The 16,484-nt window shown below is 73.5% G+C and carries 15 protein-coding genes; 7 read left to right on the top strand and 8 right to left on the bottom strand.

What is annotated here, in order from left to right:
• Window positions 1-87 precede the first annotated feature (87 nt).
• From NRK68_RS23030 to NRK68_RS23020, 3 genes are read right to left on the bottom strand one after another with little or no spacing between them, the layout of a single operon-like run.
• On the bottom strand, window positions 88-3,513 hold the full coding sequence (locus NRK68_RS23030) for an SAV_2336 N-terminal domain-related protein (RefSeq protein ID WP_257856581.1): 3,426 nt from the start codon (window positions 3,511-3,513) through the stop codon (window positions 88-90).
• A gap of 6 nt (window positions 3,514-3,519) precedes the next feature.
• On the bottom strand, window positions 3,520-4,608 hold the full coding sequence (locus NRK68_RS23025; RefSeq protein WP_257856580.1) for an AAA family ATPase: 1,089 nt from the start codon (window positions 4,606-4,608) through the stop codon (window positions 3,520-3,522).
• Between the two features lie 41 nt (window positions 4,609-4,649).
• Window positions 4,650-6,815 (bottom strand): VMAP-C domain-containing protein, encoded by a 2,166-nt coding sequence (locus NRK68_RS23020; RefSeq protein WP_183067294.1) that lies wholly within the window; start codon window positions 6,813-6,815, stop codon window positions 4,650-4,652.
• Window positions 6,816-6,991: 176 nt separating this feature from the next.
• Here NRK68_RS23020 and NRK68_RS23015 point away from each other — a divergent pair, with 176 nt between their 5' ends.
• The gene (locus NRK68_RS23015) at window positions 6,992-7,177 is read left to right on the top strand and encodes a DUF6104 family protein (protein ID WP_010061466.1); all 186 of its coding nucleotides are present in this window, start codon (window positions 6,992-6,994) and stop codon (window positions 7,175-7,177) included.
• 123 nt (window positions 7,178-7,300) lie between these two features.
• Here the strand turns inward: NRK68_RS23015 and sodN are convergent, their stop codons facing one another.
• Window positions 7,301-7,696, bottom strand: a complete 396-nt coding sequence (gene sodN, locus NRK68_RS23010; protein WP_030036761.1) for a superoxide dismutase, Ni — start codon at window positions 7,694-7,696, stop codon at window positions 7,301-7,303.
• A gap of 171 nt (window positions 7,697-7,867) precedes the next feature.
• Between sodN and sodX the strand changes: the two genes are divergently transcribed.
• Window positions 7,868-8,290, top strand: a complete 423-nt coding sequence (gene sodX, locus NRK68_RS23005) for a nickel-type superoxide dismutase maturation protease (protein ID WP_257856578.1) — start codon at window positions 7,868-7,870, stop codon at window positions 8,288-8,290.
• Here the strand turns inward: sodX and NRK68_RS23000 are convergent.
• On the bottom strand, window positions 8,194-8,823 hold the full coding sequence (locus NRK68_RS23000) for a CGNR zinc finger domain-containing protein (protein WP_183067292.1): 630 nt from the start codon (window positions 8,821-8,823) through the stop codon (window positions 8,194-8,196). The genes sodX and NRK68_RS23000 overlap by 97 nt on opposite strands.
• A gap of 80 nt (window positions 8,824-8,903) precedes the next feature.
• Here NRK68_RS23000 and NRK68_RS22995 point away from each other — a divergent pair, with 80 nt between their 5' ends.
• Window positions 8,904-9,740: a class I SAM-dependent methyltransferase gene (locus NRK68_RS22995; RefSeq protein WP_257856577.1), complete on the top strand. Its 837-nt coding sequence runs from the start codon at window positions 8,904-8,906 to the stop codon at window positions 9,738-9,740.
• A gap of 107 nt (window positions 9,741-9,847) precedes the next feature.
• Here the strand turns inward: NRK68_RS22995 and NRK68_RS22990 are convergent, their stop codons facing one another.
• Genes NRK68_RS22990 through NRK68_RS22980 form a run of 3 tightly spaced genes read right to left on the bottom strand, consistent with a single transcriptional unit; the run spans window position 9,848 to window position 12,552 of the window.
• Entirely contained in the window at window positions 9,848-10,609 is a 762-nt protein-coding gene (locus NRK68_RS22990; protein ID WP_030036769.1) for an amino acid ABC transporter ATP-binding protein, read from the bottom strand.
• Complete coding sequence (locus NRK68_RS22985) at window positions 10,609-11,550, bottom strand: amino acid ABC transporter permease (protein WP_046776118.1); 942 nt, start codon at window positions 11,548-11,550, stop codon at window positions 10,609-10,611. The genes NRK68_RS22990 and NRK68_RS22985 overlap by 1 nt, the downstream gene beginning before the upstream one ends.
• Before the next feature lie 39 nt (window positions 11,551-11,589).
• Window positions 11,590-12,552, bottom strand: a complete 963-nt coding sequence (locus tag NRK68_RS22980) for an ABC transporter substrate-binding protein (RefSeq protein ID WP_046776117.1) — start codon at window positions 12,550-12,552, stop codon at window positions 11,590-11,592.
• Window positions 12,553-13,078: 526 nt separating this feature from the next.
• Here NRK68_RS22980 and NRK68_RS22975 point away from each other — a divergent pair.
• The 4 genes from NRK68_RS22975 to NRK68_RS22960 all read left to right on the top strand — a co-directional run bounded on the left by NRK68_RS22975 (window position 13,079) and on the right by NRK68_RS22960 (window position 16,400).
• The gene (locus tag NRK68_RS22975) at window positions 13,079-14,281 is read left to right on the top strand and encodes an NAD(P)-dependent malic enzyme (protein WP_183067290.1); all 1,203 of its coding nucleotides are present in this window, start codon (window positions 13,079-13,081) and stop codon (window positions 14,279-14,281) included.
• A gap of 298 nt (window positions 14,282-14,579) precedes the next feature.
• The gene (locus NRK68_RS22970) at window positions 14,580-15,542 is read left to right on the top strand and encodes a zinc-binding dehydrogenase (protein ID WP_183067289.1); all 963 of its coding nucleotides are present in this window, start codon (window positions 14,580-14,582) and stop codon (window positions 15,540-15,542) included.
• An 82-nt stretch (window positions 15,543-15,624) separates the two neighbouring features.
• Window positions 15,625-15,834 carry a helix-turn-helix domain-containing protein gene (locus NRK68_RS22965; RefSeq protein ID WP_030013034.1) on the top strand — a complete coding sequence of 70 codons (210 nt, stop codon included), beginning with the start codon at window positions 15,625-15,627 and terminating at the stop codon, window positions 15,832-15,834.
• Entirely contained in the window at window positions 15,834-16,400 is a 567-nt protein-coding gene (locus NRK68_RS22960) for a Clp protease N-terminal domain-containing protein (RefSeq protein WP_183067288.1), read from the top strand. The genes NRK68_RS22965 and NRK68_RS22960 overlap by 1 nt, the downstream gene beginning before the upstream one ends.
• Window positions 16,401-16,484 lie beyond the last annotated feature (84 nt).

Raw genomic sequence — 16,484 nt, 5'->3', positions numbered from 1 at the left:
GCTCCCCCTGTCGCGTCCCACGCTCCGCTTCCGGACGGTCCACTGCCCTTTCCCTCCGGCCGGCCGGAGGAAACAGCGGCCCGCCCGTCACGGCCCCGCCTCCAGCACCCGTACCCGCGCGCGCAGCCCCTCGGAGCGGCCGTCGGGGTCGGCGCCGATCCGCTTCCAGAGCTGCAGCGCCGAGCGGTACTCCTCCAGGGCGGCCCGGGGTCGCGCGAGCCGTTCCAGCACCTCCCCGCGGGCCTCCTGCACGCGTGCGGCCAGCCGCAGCGCGGTGTCCTCGCGGCCGGGGAGTCCCCGGTGGTCGTCGTCGCGGCCCTCGTGGTCGTCACGGCCCTCGCGGTCCGCCTCCAGCGCTGCCCGCCACGCCAGCCGGTAGGACTCGACCGCCCGGTCAAGGCGGTCCGCGGCCCGCGTGTGGCCGTGGATCTCCTGCTGCACGTCGCCGTGGTCCCGCCAGGCGCGGGCCCGTTCCAGCGGGCCGCGGCTGTTGCGGACGGCCAGTTCCAGCAGGTACTCGGCCTCCCGCAGGTCCACCGCGTCCCTCTCGTACGCGTGCCGCAGCCGCAGCCCGGTGGCCAGCCGCATCAGCCGGTGCGCGGCTCCCGGGTCGGACTGGGGGACCGCCGCCCGGCTCTCGCGCAGGACGCGTACGGCCGCCCCGGTGAAGCGGCGGCCGCCCGCGGCGCGGGCCCGCTCCAGGAGTACGTCGCCCCACTCGGGCAGGAGTTCGCCGAAGGCTTCCCCGTCGCGGGGCACCAGCCGCCGGGCCCGGCCGTACGCCTCGGCCGCCTCCTCCAGCGCCGCCGGGTCGGCGTCGCGCGCGTACCGCTCGCGGTGCACCCGGGCCAGGCACAGCAGGGCGGCCACCCGCAGCTCCGGGTCCCCGCCCGTCTCCTCCAGCGCGGTGGCCAGCTGTCCGGCGGCCTCCTCCAGCCGCGGGGGCAGGTGCCGCAGCGCGTCGGCCAGCTCCACGCGCACCCGGGCACTCCCGGACCCCGTCCCGGCCGGTGGGCCGGCCAGGACCACCGCGAGGCGGGCCGCGGCCTGTTCGGCCAGGGCGGCCCGCTCGGCCGGGTCGGGGGTGCGGGGCAGCAGGGCCAGCAGGACCCGGCCGAGCGCCAGGTGCAGCTCCGGGTGCGGGCGCGGGGACGCCTCGGGGGGCGCCGGGGGGTGTGCCTCGGCGGCCGGCGGCGCGTCCGGCTCGGGGGGCGCCTCGGGGTCCGGGCCGCCGGGCTCCCCGTCCGGTACGGGGTACGGGCCGGGCACGGGGCCCGCCAGGGGTTCGAGGGCCGCGCGGGCCTCGCGCAGCGCGCCCGGGTCCTCACGCAGCCCGCTGAGCCGGATCAGGGTCTCGGCCCGCCGTACCGCGCAGTCCCGCCGCAGTTCCGCTTCGGCCGTGGCGGCGGCATCGGCCGCCGCCGCGAACTCGCGGTCCGCCGCCACGAGCAGGTCGGGGTCCGGGCCGGCGGCGAGCGCCCGCTCGTACAGCACGCGCCCGCGGACCGCCCGCGCCGCGGCGGTCCGCAGCCCGGTCACGGCGCGCTCCGCCTCGGCGAGGAGCTCCGGGTCGCGTTCGGCCGCCCACAGCCGCAGCAGCGCCCCCGCCAGTTCCGTCTCGGCCTCCTCCGGTGGGTCCGCGGGCCCGGCCGGGGCCGTCACGGCCCGCCGCAGGACCGCCACGGCCTCGTGCAGGGCCCGTGCGCCCGCGTCGCCGGCGGCGTCCGCGTCCGCGAGCCGGTCACGGGCGGCGCGCACCGCCCCGGCCCGGCCGAGCAGGGGGGCCGCCGCTGGTTCGCGTACCGGCTGCCCGTCCCGCGGCATCCCGGGCAGGTAGCGCCGTACGACTTTGGCCGAAACCTGTGCGAATGCCTGCGGGAGCCGGTCCTCGGGGGGCCGTTCCCCGTCGTCGGGTTCGGGGGCCGCCGCCGTCGCCGCCGCCACACCGGTCAGCTGTGCGACCGCGAGTGCGGGAAAGTTGCGTACGCCCGCCCCGAAGTGCGCCCGTACGTACTCCGAGCAGTGTTTGAGCACCAGCGCGGCCTCGTCCCGTCCCAGCGGCCCGAGCAGGACGTCCTGCACGCCGGGGACGAAGGCGTACCAGTGCCCCGGGCCCGGTCCGCTGCGTCGGAGCAGCCCGCTGAGCAGGACCTCCGCCAGGTCGGACGGTTCGGAGTCGGGCAGCATCGTGCGCTGCACGAGCCGCATCACCGGCAGTGTCAGCGGCGCCGCCGACAGGTACACGGCCAGTTGTACGGCGCGGGGCGCGGCCGAGGACCGGAACCGTGCCACGAGTTCGCGCGGCGGGCGGACGGCGGGCGGCGGCGGGACGGGCGCGGCGGGGTGGTCGGCCCGTACGCGGCCCACCTCGGCGGCGACCGGCCCGGTGCCGAGACCGGCGACGAGCCGGGCCCACGCCCCGAGGGCGGTGGGGCTCGGTGGCAGCACCGGCACGGCGAGTCCGCCCGTGGACCGCCCGGGCGGCGGCGGCCGGTCCGGCCGGAACCGCAGCTTCTGCCCGGCGCCCTCCAGCCGGGCGAGGGTGCCCCGCTCGGTCGGCAGCCAGCTGCGGCCCCAGAGCCGCTGCGGCAGTGGCTGGACCACCATGCACGGGGTGCATTCGGCCCAGCGGTGCAGCAGCCGCTGCGCCGCCCCTTCGCGCCAGAGCGGCCCGGCGCAGTCGGAGACGACCATGGTCAGGGCGCGGCCCGTCGGGTCGCGCAGCTGGTCCCCGGAGCGCAGCCCCGGGCCCGGGACGGGACCGCGTCCGAGCGCCGCCGAGCCGTCGGGGCGGCGGTGCAGGTAGTGCACCTGGACGTCCCGGAAGGCGCCCAACCGCTCGCAGACGGAGCGCAGTTCCTCGAACATGTCCTGCCAGACGGCCATCGAGGGGGAGGCGTCCATCACGAGCCGCAGGGTCGCCTCGCGCCGGCGGTCCGGGCGGAGCACCGGGATGAGCAGGCCGAGGGTGCGGGCGCTGGCGTCGGCGGTGGCGCTCTCGTCGATCACCATCCGGGTGGGCGGGGCGGGCGGACGGTGCCGCTGGAGGGCGCGCAGGGCGCGCTGGACGTCGAGGATGCGGGGCAGGGCGGCGGCTCCGGGCACGCGTACGGGGACTCCGTATTCCTCGGGCGACTCCGGCGGGATCCCGCTCTCGGCCTCCCCGGTGTGGTGCGCCCCGGGTGCGTAGAGCCGTACCGGGTCCTCGGTGTCCGTCTCGGCCCGTACGGGTTCGGCGGGTTCCGTGGCCAGGTCCTCGGGGTCCGCCGCCGGGCCGGGCTCGTGGGCGTCGGGCAGGGCGGGGCCGGGGCCGCGGATGTGGCCGGCGAGCCACAGGGCGTCGGCGAGTTCCTCGGCGGACGGGTCGAGTCCGGCGGACCGCAGCAGCGCGGCCAGTTCACGGACACCGACCGCGGCGGGCGGCGGGCCGGCGCAGGAGGGCACGGCAGGCACGGCACAGGAGGGCACGGCGGGATCGGGGGCGGCGGGATCGGGCGCGGCGGGTTCGGGCACGGTGCGTCACCTCGGGCGGTCGAGGCGCTGGATGAGCAGGTCCGCGAGGTCCTCCCGGGTCGCCGGGGAGGCGTAGTGGGTGAGGTAGACGGCGTTGAGGAGCTGGTCGGCGGCGACCAGTTCGGACTGGGAACGGCTCAGGAACTCGCGGATGAGGTCTCCGCCGAGGCGGGCGGCCTCTTCGCCGAGGTGGGCGCGGACCATCGTGGCGAGCCGCCGCTCGCCGGGCTGTCCGAGTTTGAGCTGGATGCAGCGTCTCAGCAGGGCGGCGGGGAAGTCCCGTTCCCCGTTGCTGGTCAGGATGATGAAGGGGAACGCCCGGCAGCGGACCCGGCCTCCGTGCACGGTCGCCTTGGTCCCGTCGTCGGTGAGTACCTCGACGTCGGGCTCGGTGTCGGCGACCCGCTCCAGTTCCGGGAGGGCGAACTCGCCTTCCTCCAGGACGTTCAGGAGGTCGTTGGGGAGGTCGATGTCGCTCTTGTCGAGTTCGTCTATGAGGAGCACGCGGGGCCGTGCGGTGGGCAGCAGGGCGGTGCCCAGGGGGCCGAGCCGGATGTATTTGCCGATGCCGGGGACCGCGGCGGGCGTTCCCGGCGCGGCCTCCCTGACCGCCTCTGCCGCCGCCCCGCCCGCCGCAACGCCGCCTGCCGCCGCCCCGCCGGCCGCCGTTCCGCCCGCCGTGAGCTGCACGTCCTGGAGGCGGGCGAGGGCGTCGTAGCGGTAGAGCCCGTCCTGGAGGACGGTCCGGGACACGACCGGCCAGCGCAGGACGCGCCCGAGCTTCAGCTCGTGGGCGACGGAGTGCGCGAGGGTGGACTTCCCCGTTCCGGGGAATCCGGTCACGAGCAGCGGCCGCCGCAGGTACAGGGCCGCGTTGATGGCCTCCAGCTCCTCCGGCTCCGGCCGGTGCAATTCGGCGGCCTGCCGGTGGGCGCCGAGCCGCCGGGCCACATTGCCCTCGGCGGCCGCGGCGGCCGGGCCCGGCTCCACGACGGGCCCGCCGTCGAAGTTCCGCCAGGGCGGCGGGTCGGGCAGGGCGTCGATCCCGTCGTGGGGTTCGCCGACCCCGCGGTAGATGAGCCAGTCGTCGTTCATGCTGCGTCTTCCCTCCCTCGAATCCGGCGGGCCGGGCTCCGTCACAGGTCGCCGTGGAGCGGCTCGACGTCCGGCAGCGGCCGGGCCGGGTCCTCCCACACCAGCCCCGCTCCGGCCGCCCAGTAGGCGTCGGGGTCCGACCCGTACGCCCGCCCCCGCAACGTCTGCAGCCGTACCGGCAGTACGTCCGCCCGGCCGGCGTCGGCCAGTTCCTCCCGCAGCCCGCGGTGGAACGGCGCGCACGACACCCCGGGGTCCGGTGGCGGCCTGCGGGTCACGGCGACCCCGTAGCCGGCGTCCCGTACGGCGTGCAGCGATCCGAGCGTGGGCTCCTGGTCGGCGGCCCGGCAGTGCACGGGGACGGTGGTGTCGGGCAGGCCCGACAGCCATGCGGCGGAGGGTGCGCGCGGCCGGCCGCCGGCGCAGTCGGCCCGTTCGTCCTGGAGCGGTCCCGCCTGCACCCGGGCCCATCGCGCGGCGGACCGGCCGGCCCCGGGGTCCGCCTCGTGGTCCGCGGGGTGGGTGTCCGGCCCGGCCGGGCCGGTGCCCGGACCGTGGTCGCCGCGGCCGCCGGGGTGGCGCAGCACCACCGGCCGCTGCACGCCGAGCGGTACGCCGCCGGCCACCACCCAGTCCTCCACCGCCAGCCCGAACAGCTCCGGGGCCACGGCCACTTCGAGCAGGGCTGCCGCGACGTGGGTGTCGCACCGCCGGAAGGCCTCGGCGAGCGGGGCCCGCAACCGCTCGGGCAGAGCCGCCACGGTGGCCCGTACACCCGAGTCGACGGGGGTCAGCCGGCCGGGGTGGGCCGGGCCCGCCAGGACGGAGACCCGCCAGTCGTAGAGGTGTTCCCAGCCGTGCGCCCAGACCTCCAGCAGGACCGAGGCACCGGGCGGCAGGCCCCCGGCGCGCCGGGCCGGGCCGCCCGCCGTGCGTCCGGCCGAGGCCCGGCGGCGGCGCTCCCGCTCGGCGAGGCCGCGCTCGTGACGCTCACCCAGTTCGCGGCGCAGTGGCCGCCACAGCCGTTCGGCGGTGGCCCGTACCCAGTCCCACAGTTCCTCGTCGGCGCCCGGTGTCGGGGGTTCGCGGTACTCGGCCACGCTGACGTCGGTCGCGTAGCGGAGCATGGCCGCGGCCTCGCCCGTCCCGCCCGGCGGGTCGTGCAGGAGCCCGAGCCCGTCGCGCCAGCTCAGCGGGGCCGGGGGCTGCGGGTCCGGTTCCTCGCCGCGGACGGCCTCGACCAGGGCCCGGACGGCCTCGGAGGAGCTGGGCGGGGGCAGTTCGGCGAGGAGTCCGCACAGGGTGGTGCGCTCCCCCGGGGTGAGCCGGCCGCGGCCGCCGTACGGGTCGTGCTCCTGCGGCGGGAGTTCGCCGTGCAGGTCGGTCCAGGTGCGGCGGTTGTCGAGGTCGCTGAGGTGCTGGTCGTAGTGGTACAGGTCGTGGGCCTGCATGATCCGCCGGTAGAGCCCGGTCTGGCCGCGGGCGGGCATCGGGAGGGTGCGCAGCTGCACGACGGAGACGGCGAGTCCGCCGCCTCCGGTGTGCCGGCGGGCCTTGACGACGCCGACGACCTCCCCGCGGGCGAGGTCCACGACGGGCCCGCCGGACATGCCGGGGTCGATCTCGTCGTCGTCGGCGAGGCGGATGGCGGCGCCGTTCCCGGCGGTGCCGCGCAGCCGGGTGGTGCGGCCGGTGATCTCGGGGGTGCCGAGGTCCTCGGTGCAGCCGAAGTAGGCGACCTCGTCGAAGCGGGGCCGGGAGCGGTCGGTGAGCCAGACGCAGGTGTGCGACACGGGGGCCAGGACCCTGATCAGTGCCAGGTCGGGCAGGTCCCACAGGGCGTGCCGGCCGGGCCGTCGCTCCTCCAGGCGCTCGGGCAGTACGCACTCCACGCGCCCGGTGACGGTGCCGGTGACGGCGCCGGGCGCGCCGGGTCCGCCGTGGCGGGGTCTGCCGGAGTGGAAGGTGATGCCGACCTCGCGGCCTGTCAGACGCACGGCGGCACCCCCTTCGCCGACCACGTGCGCGCACGTCAGGACCCAGCCGGGGGCGATGAAGAAACCGCTCCCCCAGGTGGGACCGGTCCGATGGCTGCCGGGGTTGTCATACCCGCCGGGCGGGGCGTGGACGCGTACCGTCGCCGCTTGGACGAGGGGTTCGAGGAGCTCGAAGGCGCGCGCCGTCCCGGTCGTGCGCCCGTCGGTCATCCGCGCCCCCCGCCCGCTGGTGAGACGTCCAGGCTAGCGTCGGCACAGCGGGCGACGGGAGGTCTCGCGGCCGCCGCGGATTATCCTGGCGGGAAACGTTCCCTGCACGTCGACATCCCTGTCGACGTCCATATCGGCATCCCCATCCACTTCCCCATCACGGCACGGAGCCCGACTTGTACTTCACCGATCGCGGCATCGAGGAGCTGGAGAAGCGGCGCGGCGAGGAGGAGGTCACCTTCGAGTGGCTCGCCGAGCAGCTGCGCACCTTCGTCGACCTGAACCCGGACTTCGAGGTTCCGGTGGAGCGCCTGGCCACCTGGCTGGCCCGGCTGGACGACGAGGACGACGAGGACGAGTAGTGACGAGTGGTTCGGCCGGATCGGTGACGTCCGCCGGGTGCCGGCCGTGAGGTCGTCTGCGGACGACGCGAGAGGGGCCCGTCCGCTGCTGCGGACGGGCCCCTCTGCGCGGGGTGCGAAGGCTCAGGCGGCCTTGGTCTCCCAGAAGATGCGGTCGATCTCGGCGATGAGATCGAGGGCCTTCTGGCCGGTCGCCGGGTCGTTCGACGCCTTGGCGGCCGAGAGGGCCTTCAGGGTGTCGTTGACCAGGGTGTGCAGCTGCGGGTACTTCTCGAAGTGCGGCGGCTTGAAGTAGTCGCTCCACAGCACCGAGACGTGGTGCTTGGCGAGCTCGGCGCGCTGCTCCTTAATGGTGATGGCGCGCGCGCGGAAGTCGGCGTCGTCGTTGGCCTGGTACTTCTCCTGCACGGCCTTGACGGACTCGGCCTCGATGCGGGCCTGGGCAGGGTCGTACACGCCGCACGGCAGGTCGCAGTGGGCGGAGACCTTCGCCTTGGGGGCGAAGAGGCGGGAAAGCATGGAGTTGTCCTCCTCGTGATCGTCTTCTCAAGGGGGGACATTACTCGCTGGAGAACCGGATTTCGCGGGCGCCCCCATGGGCTTAGGACAAAAGTCCAGGGTCACGGCCGGACCGGTGAGCGAATGTACGGGGCCGTGCGGCAGCATGCGGGAGTGACGAGGAGGACACGCATGGTGGAGAGCGCCCGCCCGCGCAAGCGGTTCGAGGTGGTGGAGGTGACGGGTCCGTCGATGGTGCCCACGCTGCTGGACGGCGACCGGCTCGTGGTCCGTTACGGGGCCGCCGTCCGGCCGGGTGCCGTCGTGGTGCTGCGCCACCCGTTCCAGCAGGACCTGCTCGTGGTCAAACGCGCGGTCGAGCGGCGCCCCGGCGGCTCGTGGTGGGTGCTGGGCGACAACCCGTTCAACGAGACCGGCGACAGCACCGTCTACGGGCCGGTGCCCGCCGAGTTGGTGCTGGCGACGGCGGTGCTGCGTTTCAGGCCGCGCGAGGAGGGTCAGCGCTCGCTGAGGGCCCGGTTGTCCTGGGCGGCCTCGTCGCTGCGCGTGCTGCGCGCCGACTCCTCGGCCTCCAGCCGCTTGCGGGCGCGGTAGGCGGCGACGTTCGCCCGGGTGGCGCAGCGGTCGGAGCAGTAGCGCCGGGAGCGGTTGGTGGAGGTGTCGAGGTAGGCGTTGCGGCAGGGCGTGGCCTGGCACAGGCCGAGGCGGTCGGGGCCGTGCTCGGTGAGGTGGAAGGCCAGGCCGAAGGAGGCGATGGCGGCGTAGCCGGCGGAGGCGTTCGAGGGGTGGTCGGCGAGGTGGATGTGCCAGTCGGGGCGTCCGGTCTCGTCGAGGGTCTGGTGGCCGGAGACCTGCGGGCTGACGGGGAACTCCATGAGCAGGGAGTTGAGCAGGTCGACGGCGAGGACGTGGTCGCCGCCGTCGGCGGCCTCGAAGACGGCCCGCAGCCGGCCGCGGACGTTGCGGAAGCGGGTGACGTCGGTGTCCGTGACGCGGCGTGCCATCTGCTGGCTGTCGCCGAACAGGGCGCGGACGGCGTCCACCGAGGTGAGCGCGTCCTTGTTGCGGGCCGGCTCCTCGGTGTTGACCAGGCGCACGGCGAAGTCCGAGTAATGGGCCAGTTCCACTTGTAGTCCTTACGGCTGCGGATTAATGTCTCGTAACAGCTGAGACGTCTTCGAGGGTATTACGTAGGAAGGGGTTCGGGATGGCTGATGCGACGGACACGGCGGACACGACCGGAGCGGGACGGCCCGGCACGGGACGGCCCGGCACGGAGCCGAACGGCGCGGGACGGCGCGGCACCGACTGGCAGGCCTGGCAGGACAGCTGGGACCGCCAGCAGGAGTGGTACATGCCCGACCGCGAGGAGCGGTTCCGGGTGATGCTGGACATGGTCGAGGCGCTGGTGGGACCCACCCCCCGGGTGCTGGATCTCGCATGCGGTACGGGAAGTATTACGGACCGCGTCCTCAAGCGGTTCCCGGGAGCCACCAGCACGGGCGTCGATCTCGACCCCGCGCTGCTGACCATCGCCCGGGGCCACTTCTCCGGGGACGCGCGCGTCTCCTTCGTGACCGCCGACCTCAAGGACCCCGCCTGGCACGCGGCCCTCCCCCACGCCACCTACGACGTCATCCTGACCGCCACCGCCCTGCACTGGCTGCACAGCGAGGAGCTGGCCGTGCTGTACGGACAGCTCGCACCCCTGCTGGTGCCCGGCGGGGCGTTCCTGAACGCCGACCACATGCCCGACCCGGCCACCCCGCGCATCAACGCCGCCGAGCGCGCCCACCGGCACGCCGGCATGGACCGGGCCAGGGCCGCGGGGGCGGTCGACTGGCGCGAGTGGTGGGCCCTGGCCGCCGCCGACCCGGCGCTGGCCGAGCCCACCGCCCGCCGCTTCGAGATCTACGGGGAGCACGCCGACGGCGACACCCCCTCCGCGGCCTGGCACGCCGAAACGCTGCGCGCCGCGGGCTTCGCGGAGGCCCGTACGGTCTGGCGCTCGCCCTCGGACGCCCTGGTCCTAGGTCTGAAGTAGGGAATCCGGAACGGGGGCGCACGACAGGACGCGGCATGACCGAGGGGCGGTACGGATTCCCGTACCGCCCCTCGGTCGTGTCCGCGTGCGGCGCCCGGCGCCGCCGCCTACAGCACCTTGGAAAGGAAGGCCTTCGTCCGGTCGTGCTGGGGGTTGCCCAGCACGTCGCGGGGGTGACCCGACTCGACCACGACGCCGCCGTCCATGAAGACGAGGTTGTCGCCGACCTCGCGGGCGAAGCCCATCTCGTGGGTGACGACGATCATGGTCATGCCCGACTCGGCGAGGTCCCGCATGACGTCCAGGACGTCACCGACCAGCTCGGGGTCGAGGGCCGAGGTGGGCTCGTCGAAGAGCATCAGCTTCGGCTCCATGGCGAGCGCGCGGGCGATCGCCACGCGCTGCTGCTGACCGCCGGAGAGCTGGGAGGGGTAGTTCCCGCCCTTCTCGCCGAGACCCACCCGGTCCAGGAGGCGGATGGCGCGCTCGCGCGCCACCGCCTTGGACTCGCCCTTCACCATGACCGGCGCTTCCATGACGTTCTCTATGGCCGTCATGTGCGGGAACAGGTTGAAGCGCTGGAAGACCATGCCGATGTCCCGGCGCTGCGCCGCGACCTCGCTGTCCTTCAGCTCGTAGAGCTTGTCGCCCTTCTGGCGGTAGCCGACGAGGTCCCCGTCGACGTAGAGCCGTCCGGCGTTGATCTGCTCCAGGTGGTTGATGCACCGCAGGAAGGTCGACTTGCCGGAGCCGGACGGGCCGACCAGGCAGAACACCTCACGCGGGGCGACCTCCAGGTCGATGCCCTTGAGGATGTGCGCCGCGCCGTAGGACTTGTGGACGCCCTCGGCCTTCACCATGGCAGTCATCAGGCCACCGCCTTGCTGTTCGAGAAGCTGGACAGCTTCGCCTTGATCTTCTGCAGCGGCGTGGGCGGCAGGGTGCGGAGCGCGCCACGGGCGTAACGGCGCTCCAGGTAGTACTGGCCGACGCTGAACACGCTGGTCAGCGCGAGGTACCAGATCGAGGCGACGAAGAACATCTCCATGACCGCGAACGAGGTGGAGGCGATGTCCTGCGCGGCGCGCAGCAGGTCGAAGTACTGCACGGCGACGACGAGCGACGACGTCTTGAGCATGTTGATGAACTCGTTGCCCGTCGGAGGCACGATCACCCGCATGGCCTGCGGCAGGACGACACGGCGCATGGTCTGCGTCCGGGTCATGCCCAGCGCGTGCGAGGCCTCGGTCTGGCCCTCGTCGACGGACTGGATGCCGGCGCGGACGATCTCCGCCATGTACGCGCCCTCGTTGAGGCCGAGGCCCAGCAGGGCGGCCAGGAACGGCGTCATGACCTGGGTCATCTCGTCCTTGTAGAACCCGAGGTTCAGGATCGGGAAGATCAGGGCGAGGTTGAACCAGATGAGGAGCTGCACGTACACCGGGGTGCCGCGGAAGAGCCAGATGTAGAACCAGGCGATGGTGCTGGTCACCGGGTTCTTGGACAGGCGCATGACGGCGAAGAGGACGCCGAGCGCCAGGCCCAGGGCCATCGCGGTGACGCTGATCCAGATCGTGTTGACGACGCCTCGCAGGATCGAGGGGTCGAACAGCTTCTCCGGCACGGTCGCCCAGCGGACGTTGCCCTGGGAGAAGGCGATGATGAGCGCCACGACCAGGCCGATGACGACCACGGCGCTGATCCAGCGGCCGTAGTGGCGGACCGGGATGGCACGGATCGCCTCGGGGGGGAGGGCCCCGGCCGGCGGGGTGTCCGCCGGGCCCGGGCCCTTGTCGAGCTTGTCAGTCACAGTGACTGCCCTTCAGTGTGCTGCGGTGGTACGCGGAGGTCAGGAACCGGCGTTGATCTTGGCCTCGGTGACGGCGCCGGAGCCGGCGTTCCACTTGTCCAGGGCGGCCTTGTAGGTGCCGTCCTTGATGATCGCGTCCAGGGCTTCCTTGAGCGCGTCGCGCAGCTCGGTGTTCTTCTTGTCCACCGCGATGCCGAAGAGGCCGGCGTCGGTCGGGTTGGCGATGGCCTCGAAGTCGTTGCCGCCGCCGGCGGTCTGCGCGATGTACGCGGCGACCGGGGAGTCGTTCAGGTCCGCGGCGGCGCCGCCCGCCTTCACGCGGGTCTGGGCCTCGGCGTCGGTCGGGAAGGACTCGACCTTGAGCTCGCCCTTGCCGTCCGTCTTGCACTTCTCGGCCTGGGTCTTGGCGGACTCCTCGTACGTGGTGCCGCGCTGGACGGCGACCGTCTTGCCGCACAGGTCGTCGAGGGTCTTGATGCCCTGCGGGTTGCCCTTCTTGACCAGGATGCCGGTCGAGGCGGAGAAGTAGTCGACGAAGTCGACACCCGCACCGGTCTTGGCGCCCTTGTCGTCCAGGCCCTCCTGGCGGGCCTTGGTGTCGGTGAGGGAGGACATGACCAGGTCGCTGCGGCCGGTCTGCATGCTGCCGATCAGCGTGTCGAAGGTGCCCGACTCGAACTTGAACTGGACGCCGAGCTGCTTGCTCAGGGCCGCCGCGATGTCGGGGTCGACACCGACGATCTTGCCACCCTCGGTGAACTCCATCGGCGCGTAGGTCGCGTCGGTGCCGACCTTGATGACACCGGCGTCCTGGATCTTCTTCGGGAGCTTCGAGAAGAGCGGCGCGCTGCTGTTGTTCGCCGCACCCGACGGGGTGGAGGACGCCTTGTCGGTCTGGTCCCCACAGCCGGTGAGGATCAGGGCGCCGGCGACCGCGATCGCGCCGACCGCGGCGATCCGGGACCGGGCGGCGGTCGTACGACGGGTGGTGCTAGCGGTCATGGCTTCGTTCCTCCGGCAGGGGTGGAAAAGCATCGAAAAACGGTCGGACACGCACCATCGAGTGTCGCGACCTTGTGTGATTACGGCATCTTGCCATTCGGACTGAGACATTCAGGCTGCCCGTCAGGTCAAAATCGCATAACGGGCGACCCGGGTAGGCCAACAGGACTGCGGGCAAGGGGGTTCGGCACCGCAGATACTGCTGTGACCAGGCCTTTTGGGCGCAGTTTCTCCGGGGCGTCTCGCCCACCGGACGGCAAGGTTTGGACTTTTCGCCAAAAGGCGGGCAGGTGACCTACGGTTGAGCCGGAATCGACTCGTCTGAGCGAGTGTTCTTCGGGTAGAACAGATCCTTACACCCCTCATCCGGGGCTCAGGGCGCGCGTGCGGCGCGCCCGCGCGTACGAACCTCCCCTTCGCGGAGACGGGCCAACCGTCGATGCGGAGTACGGACGCGGTGCCCGCCCACCCCTTAACCAGGAGTGGCCACCCTCAACGAACATAAGGAATTAAGGGGTCACACGAAGTGGCAGCGGAGATCGTCAACCCTCGCAGCGACAGTGCGACGGACAACAACCCCGACGCGGTGTTCGCACTGCACCGGGGCGGCAAGATGGCCATCCAGGCCACGGTTCCGGTCAACGACAAGGACGACCTGTCCCTGGCGTACACCCCGGGCGTGGCGAAGGTGTGCACCGCCATCGCCGAGGAGCCGGAGCTGGTCAACGAGTACACCTGGAAGTCCAACGTGGTCGCCGTCGTCACCGACGGTACGGCCGTGCTCGGCCTCGGTGACATCGGCCCGGAAGCCTCCCTCCCCGTGATGGAGGGCAAGGCCATCCTCTTCAAGCAGTTCGGTGGTGTGGACGCGGTCCCGATCGCGCTCGCCACCAAGGACACGGACGAGATCGTCGAGACGGTCATCCGTCTCGCGCCGTCCTTCGGCGGGGTCAACCTGGAGGACATCTCCGCCCCCCGCTGCTTCGAGATCGAGCGGCGCCTCCAGGAGGCGCTGGACATCCCGATCTTCCACGACGACCAGCACGGCACGGCCATCGTGACGCTGGCCGCGCTGCGCAACGCCGCCAAGCTCACCGGTCGCACCCTCGGCGACCTGCGCGCCGTCATCGCGGGCGCGGGCGCGGCGGGCATCGCCATCGCCAAGATCCTGGTGGACGCCGGCATCGGCGACGTCTGCGTCACGGACCGCAAGGGCGTCGTCTCCGCGGACCGCTCCGACCTGACGGACGTCAAGGCGGAGATCGCGGGCCTGACCAACAAGACGGGCCAGACCGGCTCGCTGGAGCAGGCCCTGGCCGGCGCGGACGTGTTCATCGGCGTCTCCGGCGGCTCCGTCGCCGAGGAGGCGGTGGCCACGATGGCGAAGGACGCGTTCGTCTTCGCCATGGCCAACCCGAACCCGGAGGTCCACCCGGACGTCGCGCACAAGTACGCGGCGGTCGTGGCCACGGGCCGTTCGGACTTCCCGAACCAGATCAACAACGTGCTCGCGTTCCCGGGCATCTTCGCGGGCGCCTTCAAGGTGCGCGCCACCCGGATCACCGAGGGCATGAAGATCGCCGCCGCCGACGCCATCGCCGGTGTCGTGGGTGACGAGCTCGCCGCCGACTACGTGATCCCGTCGCCGTTCGACGCGCGCGTCGCGGAGGCCGTCGCCGCGGCCGTCGCCGCCGCCGCGAAGGCGGACGGCGTGGCCCGCCTGGTCTGACCGGCACCGAGCGGTACGCGAAGAGGCCCGACCGGATCCCTCCGGCCGGGCCTCTTCGCGCGTACGCGGGCCGCTCGCACGGTGCCGCCCCGGCGGCCTGCCGGGGGAACGGCGCGGCGCTCGCGCGGGTGCCGCCCCGGCGGGCCGTGCCGGGTGTATGCGGGCCGCGAACGAGGCCCGTCCGCCGCCGTCCGCCGTCGTCCGCCGCCCCCCGGGCGGGGCGGGTGCGACGAAGGCCTCACCCCCGCGGTCGCGGGAGGTCTGGAACCAGGCCCCTACCCAGCGGTAGCGTCGCGGCATGTTCGCTGCCTACGCCGCCCGAATCGACCGTGACCAGCCGCTGAACGGCCTTGTGCTGGGCGATCGCCCCGCCCCGCAGGCCCGGCCCGGCTGGGTGACCGTGAACGTCAAGGCCGCCTCCCTCAACCACCACGACCTGTGGTCGCTGCGCGGGGTCGGCCTCGGGGAGGAGAGCCTCCCCATGATCCTCGGCTGCGACGCGGCCGGGATCGACCAGGACGGCAACGAGGTCGTCCTGCACTCCGTGATCGGCCAGAGCGGCCACGGGGTCGGCCCGGACGAGCCCCGCTCGATCCTGACCGAGCGCTACCAGGGCACCTTCGCCGAGCAGGTGACCGTCCCCGCCTGGAACGTGCTGCGCAAGCCCGCCGAGCTGTCCTTCGAGGAGGCCGCCTGCCTTCCGACGGCCTGGCTGACCGCCTACCGGATGCTCTTCACCAACGCCGGGGTCCGCCCCGGGGACTCCGTCCTGGTCCAGGGCGCCGGCGGCGGTGTCGCGACCGCCGCGATCGCCCTCGGCAAGGCGGCCGGCCTGCGGGTCTACGCCACCAGCCGGGACGAGGCCAAGCGCAAGCGGGCCGTGGAGCTCGGCGCGGTGGAGGCGTTCGAGCCGGGCGCGCGGCTGCCGCAGCGGGTGGACGCGGTGATCGAGACCGTGGGTGCGGCCACCTGGTCCCACTCGGTGAAGTCACTGCGCCCCGGCGGCACCCTGGTGATCTCCGGCGCCACGAGCGGTGACCGGCCGACGCACGCCGAGCTGACCCGGATCTTCTTCCTGGAGCTGAAGGTCGTCGGTTCGACCATGGGCTCGAAGGACGAGCTGGAGGACCTCCTCGCCTTCTGCGCCACGACGGGGCTGCGACCGGTCATCGACGAGGTGCTGCCGCTGGACCGGGCGCGCGAGGGGTTCGAGAAGCTCGCGGCGGGCGACCTCTTCGGAAAGATCGTCCTGAAGCCGTGACGGCCTGACGTCCTGGCGCACCGATTCATTTGGATGTCAACCAGGGTTGACGACCCTCCCGCGTCAACCTACATTGACATGCATGACCGAAGCCACTGATCTGGCCGAGCGGGCCGGCGACCGTGACCCGCGCGTGGGCCTGCGTGCCGTGGCGGCACTCCGGAGACTGCTGGAGCAGCTGGAGGCCGTACAGGTACGCAGCGCCCGCGCGCAGGGGTGGTCCTGGCAGGAGATCGCGGCCGAGCTGGGCGTGAGCCGGCAGGCCGTCCACAAGAAGTACGGGAGGCTCTGATGTTCGAACGCTTCACCCGTGACGCCCGGTCGACCGTCGTCGGGGCGGTGGCCGAGGCCAGGCAGGCCCGGGCCGCCACCGTCACCGAGGAACACCTGCTGCTGTCCCTGCTGGCCCTGGGCGCCCTGGACCCCTTCGGGGTGGACCGCGAGGCGGTGGCCGCCGACCTCGCGGCGGCCCGCCGCCGGGGCGGTATGTCGCGGGCGGACGAGGAGGCGCTGGCCGGGCTGGGCATCGACCTCGGCGAGATCGTCTCGCGGATCGAGGAGGCCCACGGCGAAGGCGTCCTCGCGGCGCCCGCGCCGCGCCGCCGGACCCTGGGCGGCTCGCTCCGCTCGGCGCTCGGCCGGGACGAGCCGGACGGCCGTGGCGGCAGCCGCCACGTCCCCTTCACGCAGGGCTCGAAGAAGGTCCTAGAGCAGTCGCTGCGGATCGCCCTGGGCCGCAAGGACAAGCACATCGGCACCCTGCACCTGCTGCTGGCCCTGCTCTCCCGCCCCGGCACGGTCGCCGAGGTCCTGACGGACCACGGCATCACCTACGCGACGGCGGAGGCCCACGGCTGACGAACCGCTCCCGCGACGGGTCGCAGGTCAGCGGTGCGCCGCCGGACCGCCGCCGCAGGGGGGCGGGGGCGGGGTGGCGCAGGG

Origin of the sequence: Streptomyces yangpuensis, from assembly GCF_024666385.1 — a bacterium.
Classification (GTDB): domain Bacteria; phylum Actinomycetota; class Actinomycetes; order Streptomycetales; family Streptomycetaceae; genus Streptomyces; species Streptomyces yangpuensis.
The sequence above is the reverse complement of the archived record's forward strand: the minus strand, read 5'-3'. Positions and strand labels throughout refer to the sequence as shown.

Bases quoted from the DNA above. Each gene is read 5' to 3' on its own strand.
- NRK68_RS22995 (WP_257856577.1), top strand. From the start codon at position 8,904: ATGGCTGATGCGACGGACACGGCGGACACGACCGGAGCGGGACGGCCC.
- sodN (WP_030036761.1), bottom strand. From the start codon at position 7,696: ATGCTTTCCCGCCTCTTCGCCCCCAAGGCGAAGGTCTCCGCCCACTGC.
- sodX (WP_257856578.1), top strand. From the start codon at position 7,868: ATGGTGGAGAGCGCCCGCCCGCGCAAGCGGTTCGAGGTGGTGGAGGTG.
- NRK68_RS23025 (WP_257856580.1), bottom strand. From the start codon at position 4,608: ATGAACGACGACTGGCTCATCTACCGCGGGGTCGGCGAACCCCACGAC.
- NRK68_RS23020 (WP_183067294.1), bottom strand. From the start codon at position 6,815: ATGACCGACGGGCGCACGACCGGGACGGCGCGCGCCTTCGAGCTCCTC.
- NRK68_RS22965 (WP_030013034.1), top strand. From the start codon at position 15,625: ATGACCGAAGCCACTGATCTGGCCGAGCGGGCCGGCGACCGTGACCCG.
- NRK68_RS22970 (WP_183067289.1), top strand. From the start codon at position 14,580: ATGTTCGCTGCCTACGCCGCCCGAATCGACCGTGACCAGCCGCTGAAC.
- NRK68_RS22960 (WP_183067288.1), top strand. From the start codon at position 15,834: ATGTTCGAACGCTTCACCCGTGACGCCCGGTCGACCGTCGTCGGGGCG.
- NRK68_RS22990 (WP_030036769.1), bottom strand. From the start codon at position 10,609: ATGACTGCCATGGTGAAGGCCGAGGGCGTCCACAAGTCCTACGGCGCG.
- NRK68_RS22980 (WP_046776117.1), bottom strand. From the start codon at position 12,552: ATGACCGCTAGCACCACCCGTCGTACGACCGCCGCCCGGTCCCGGATC.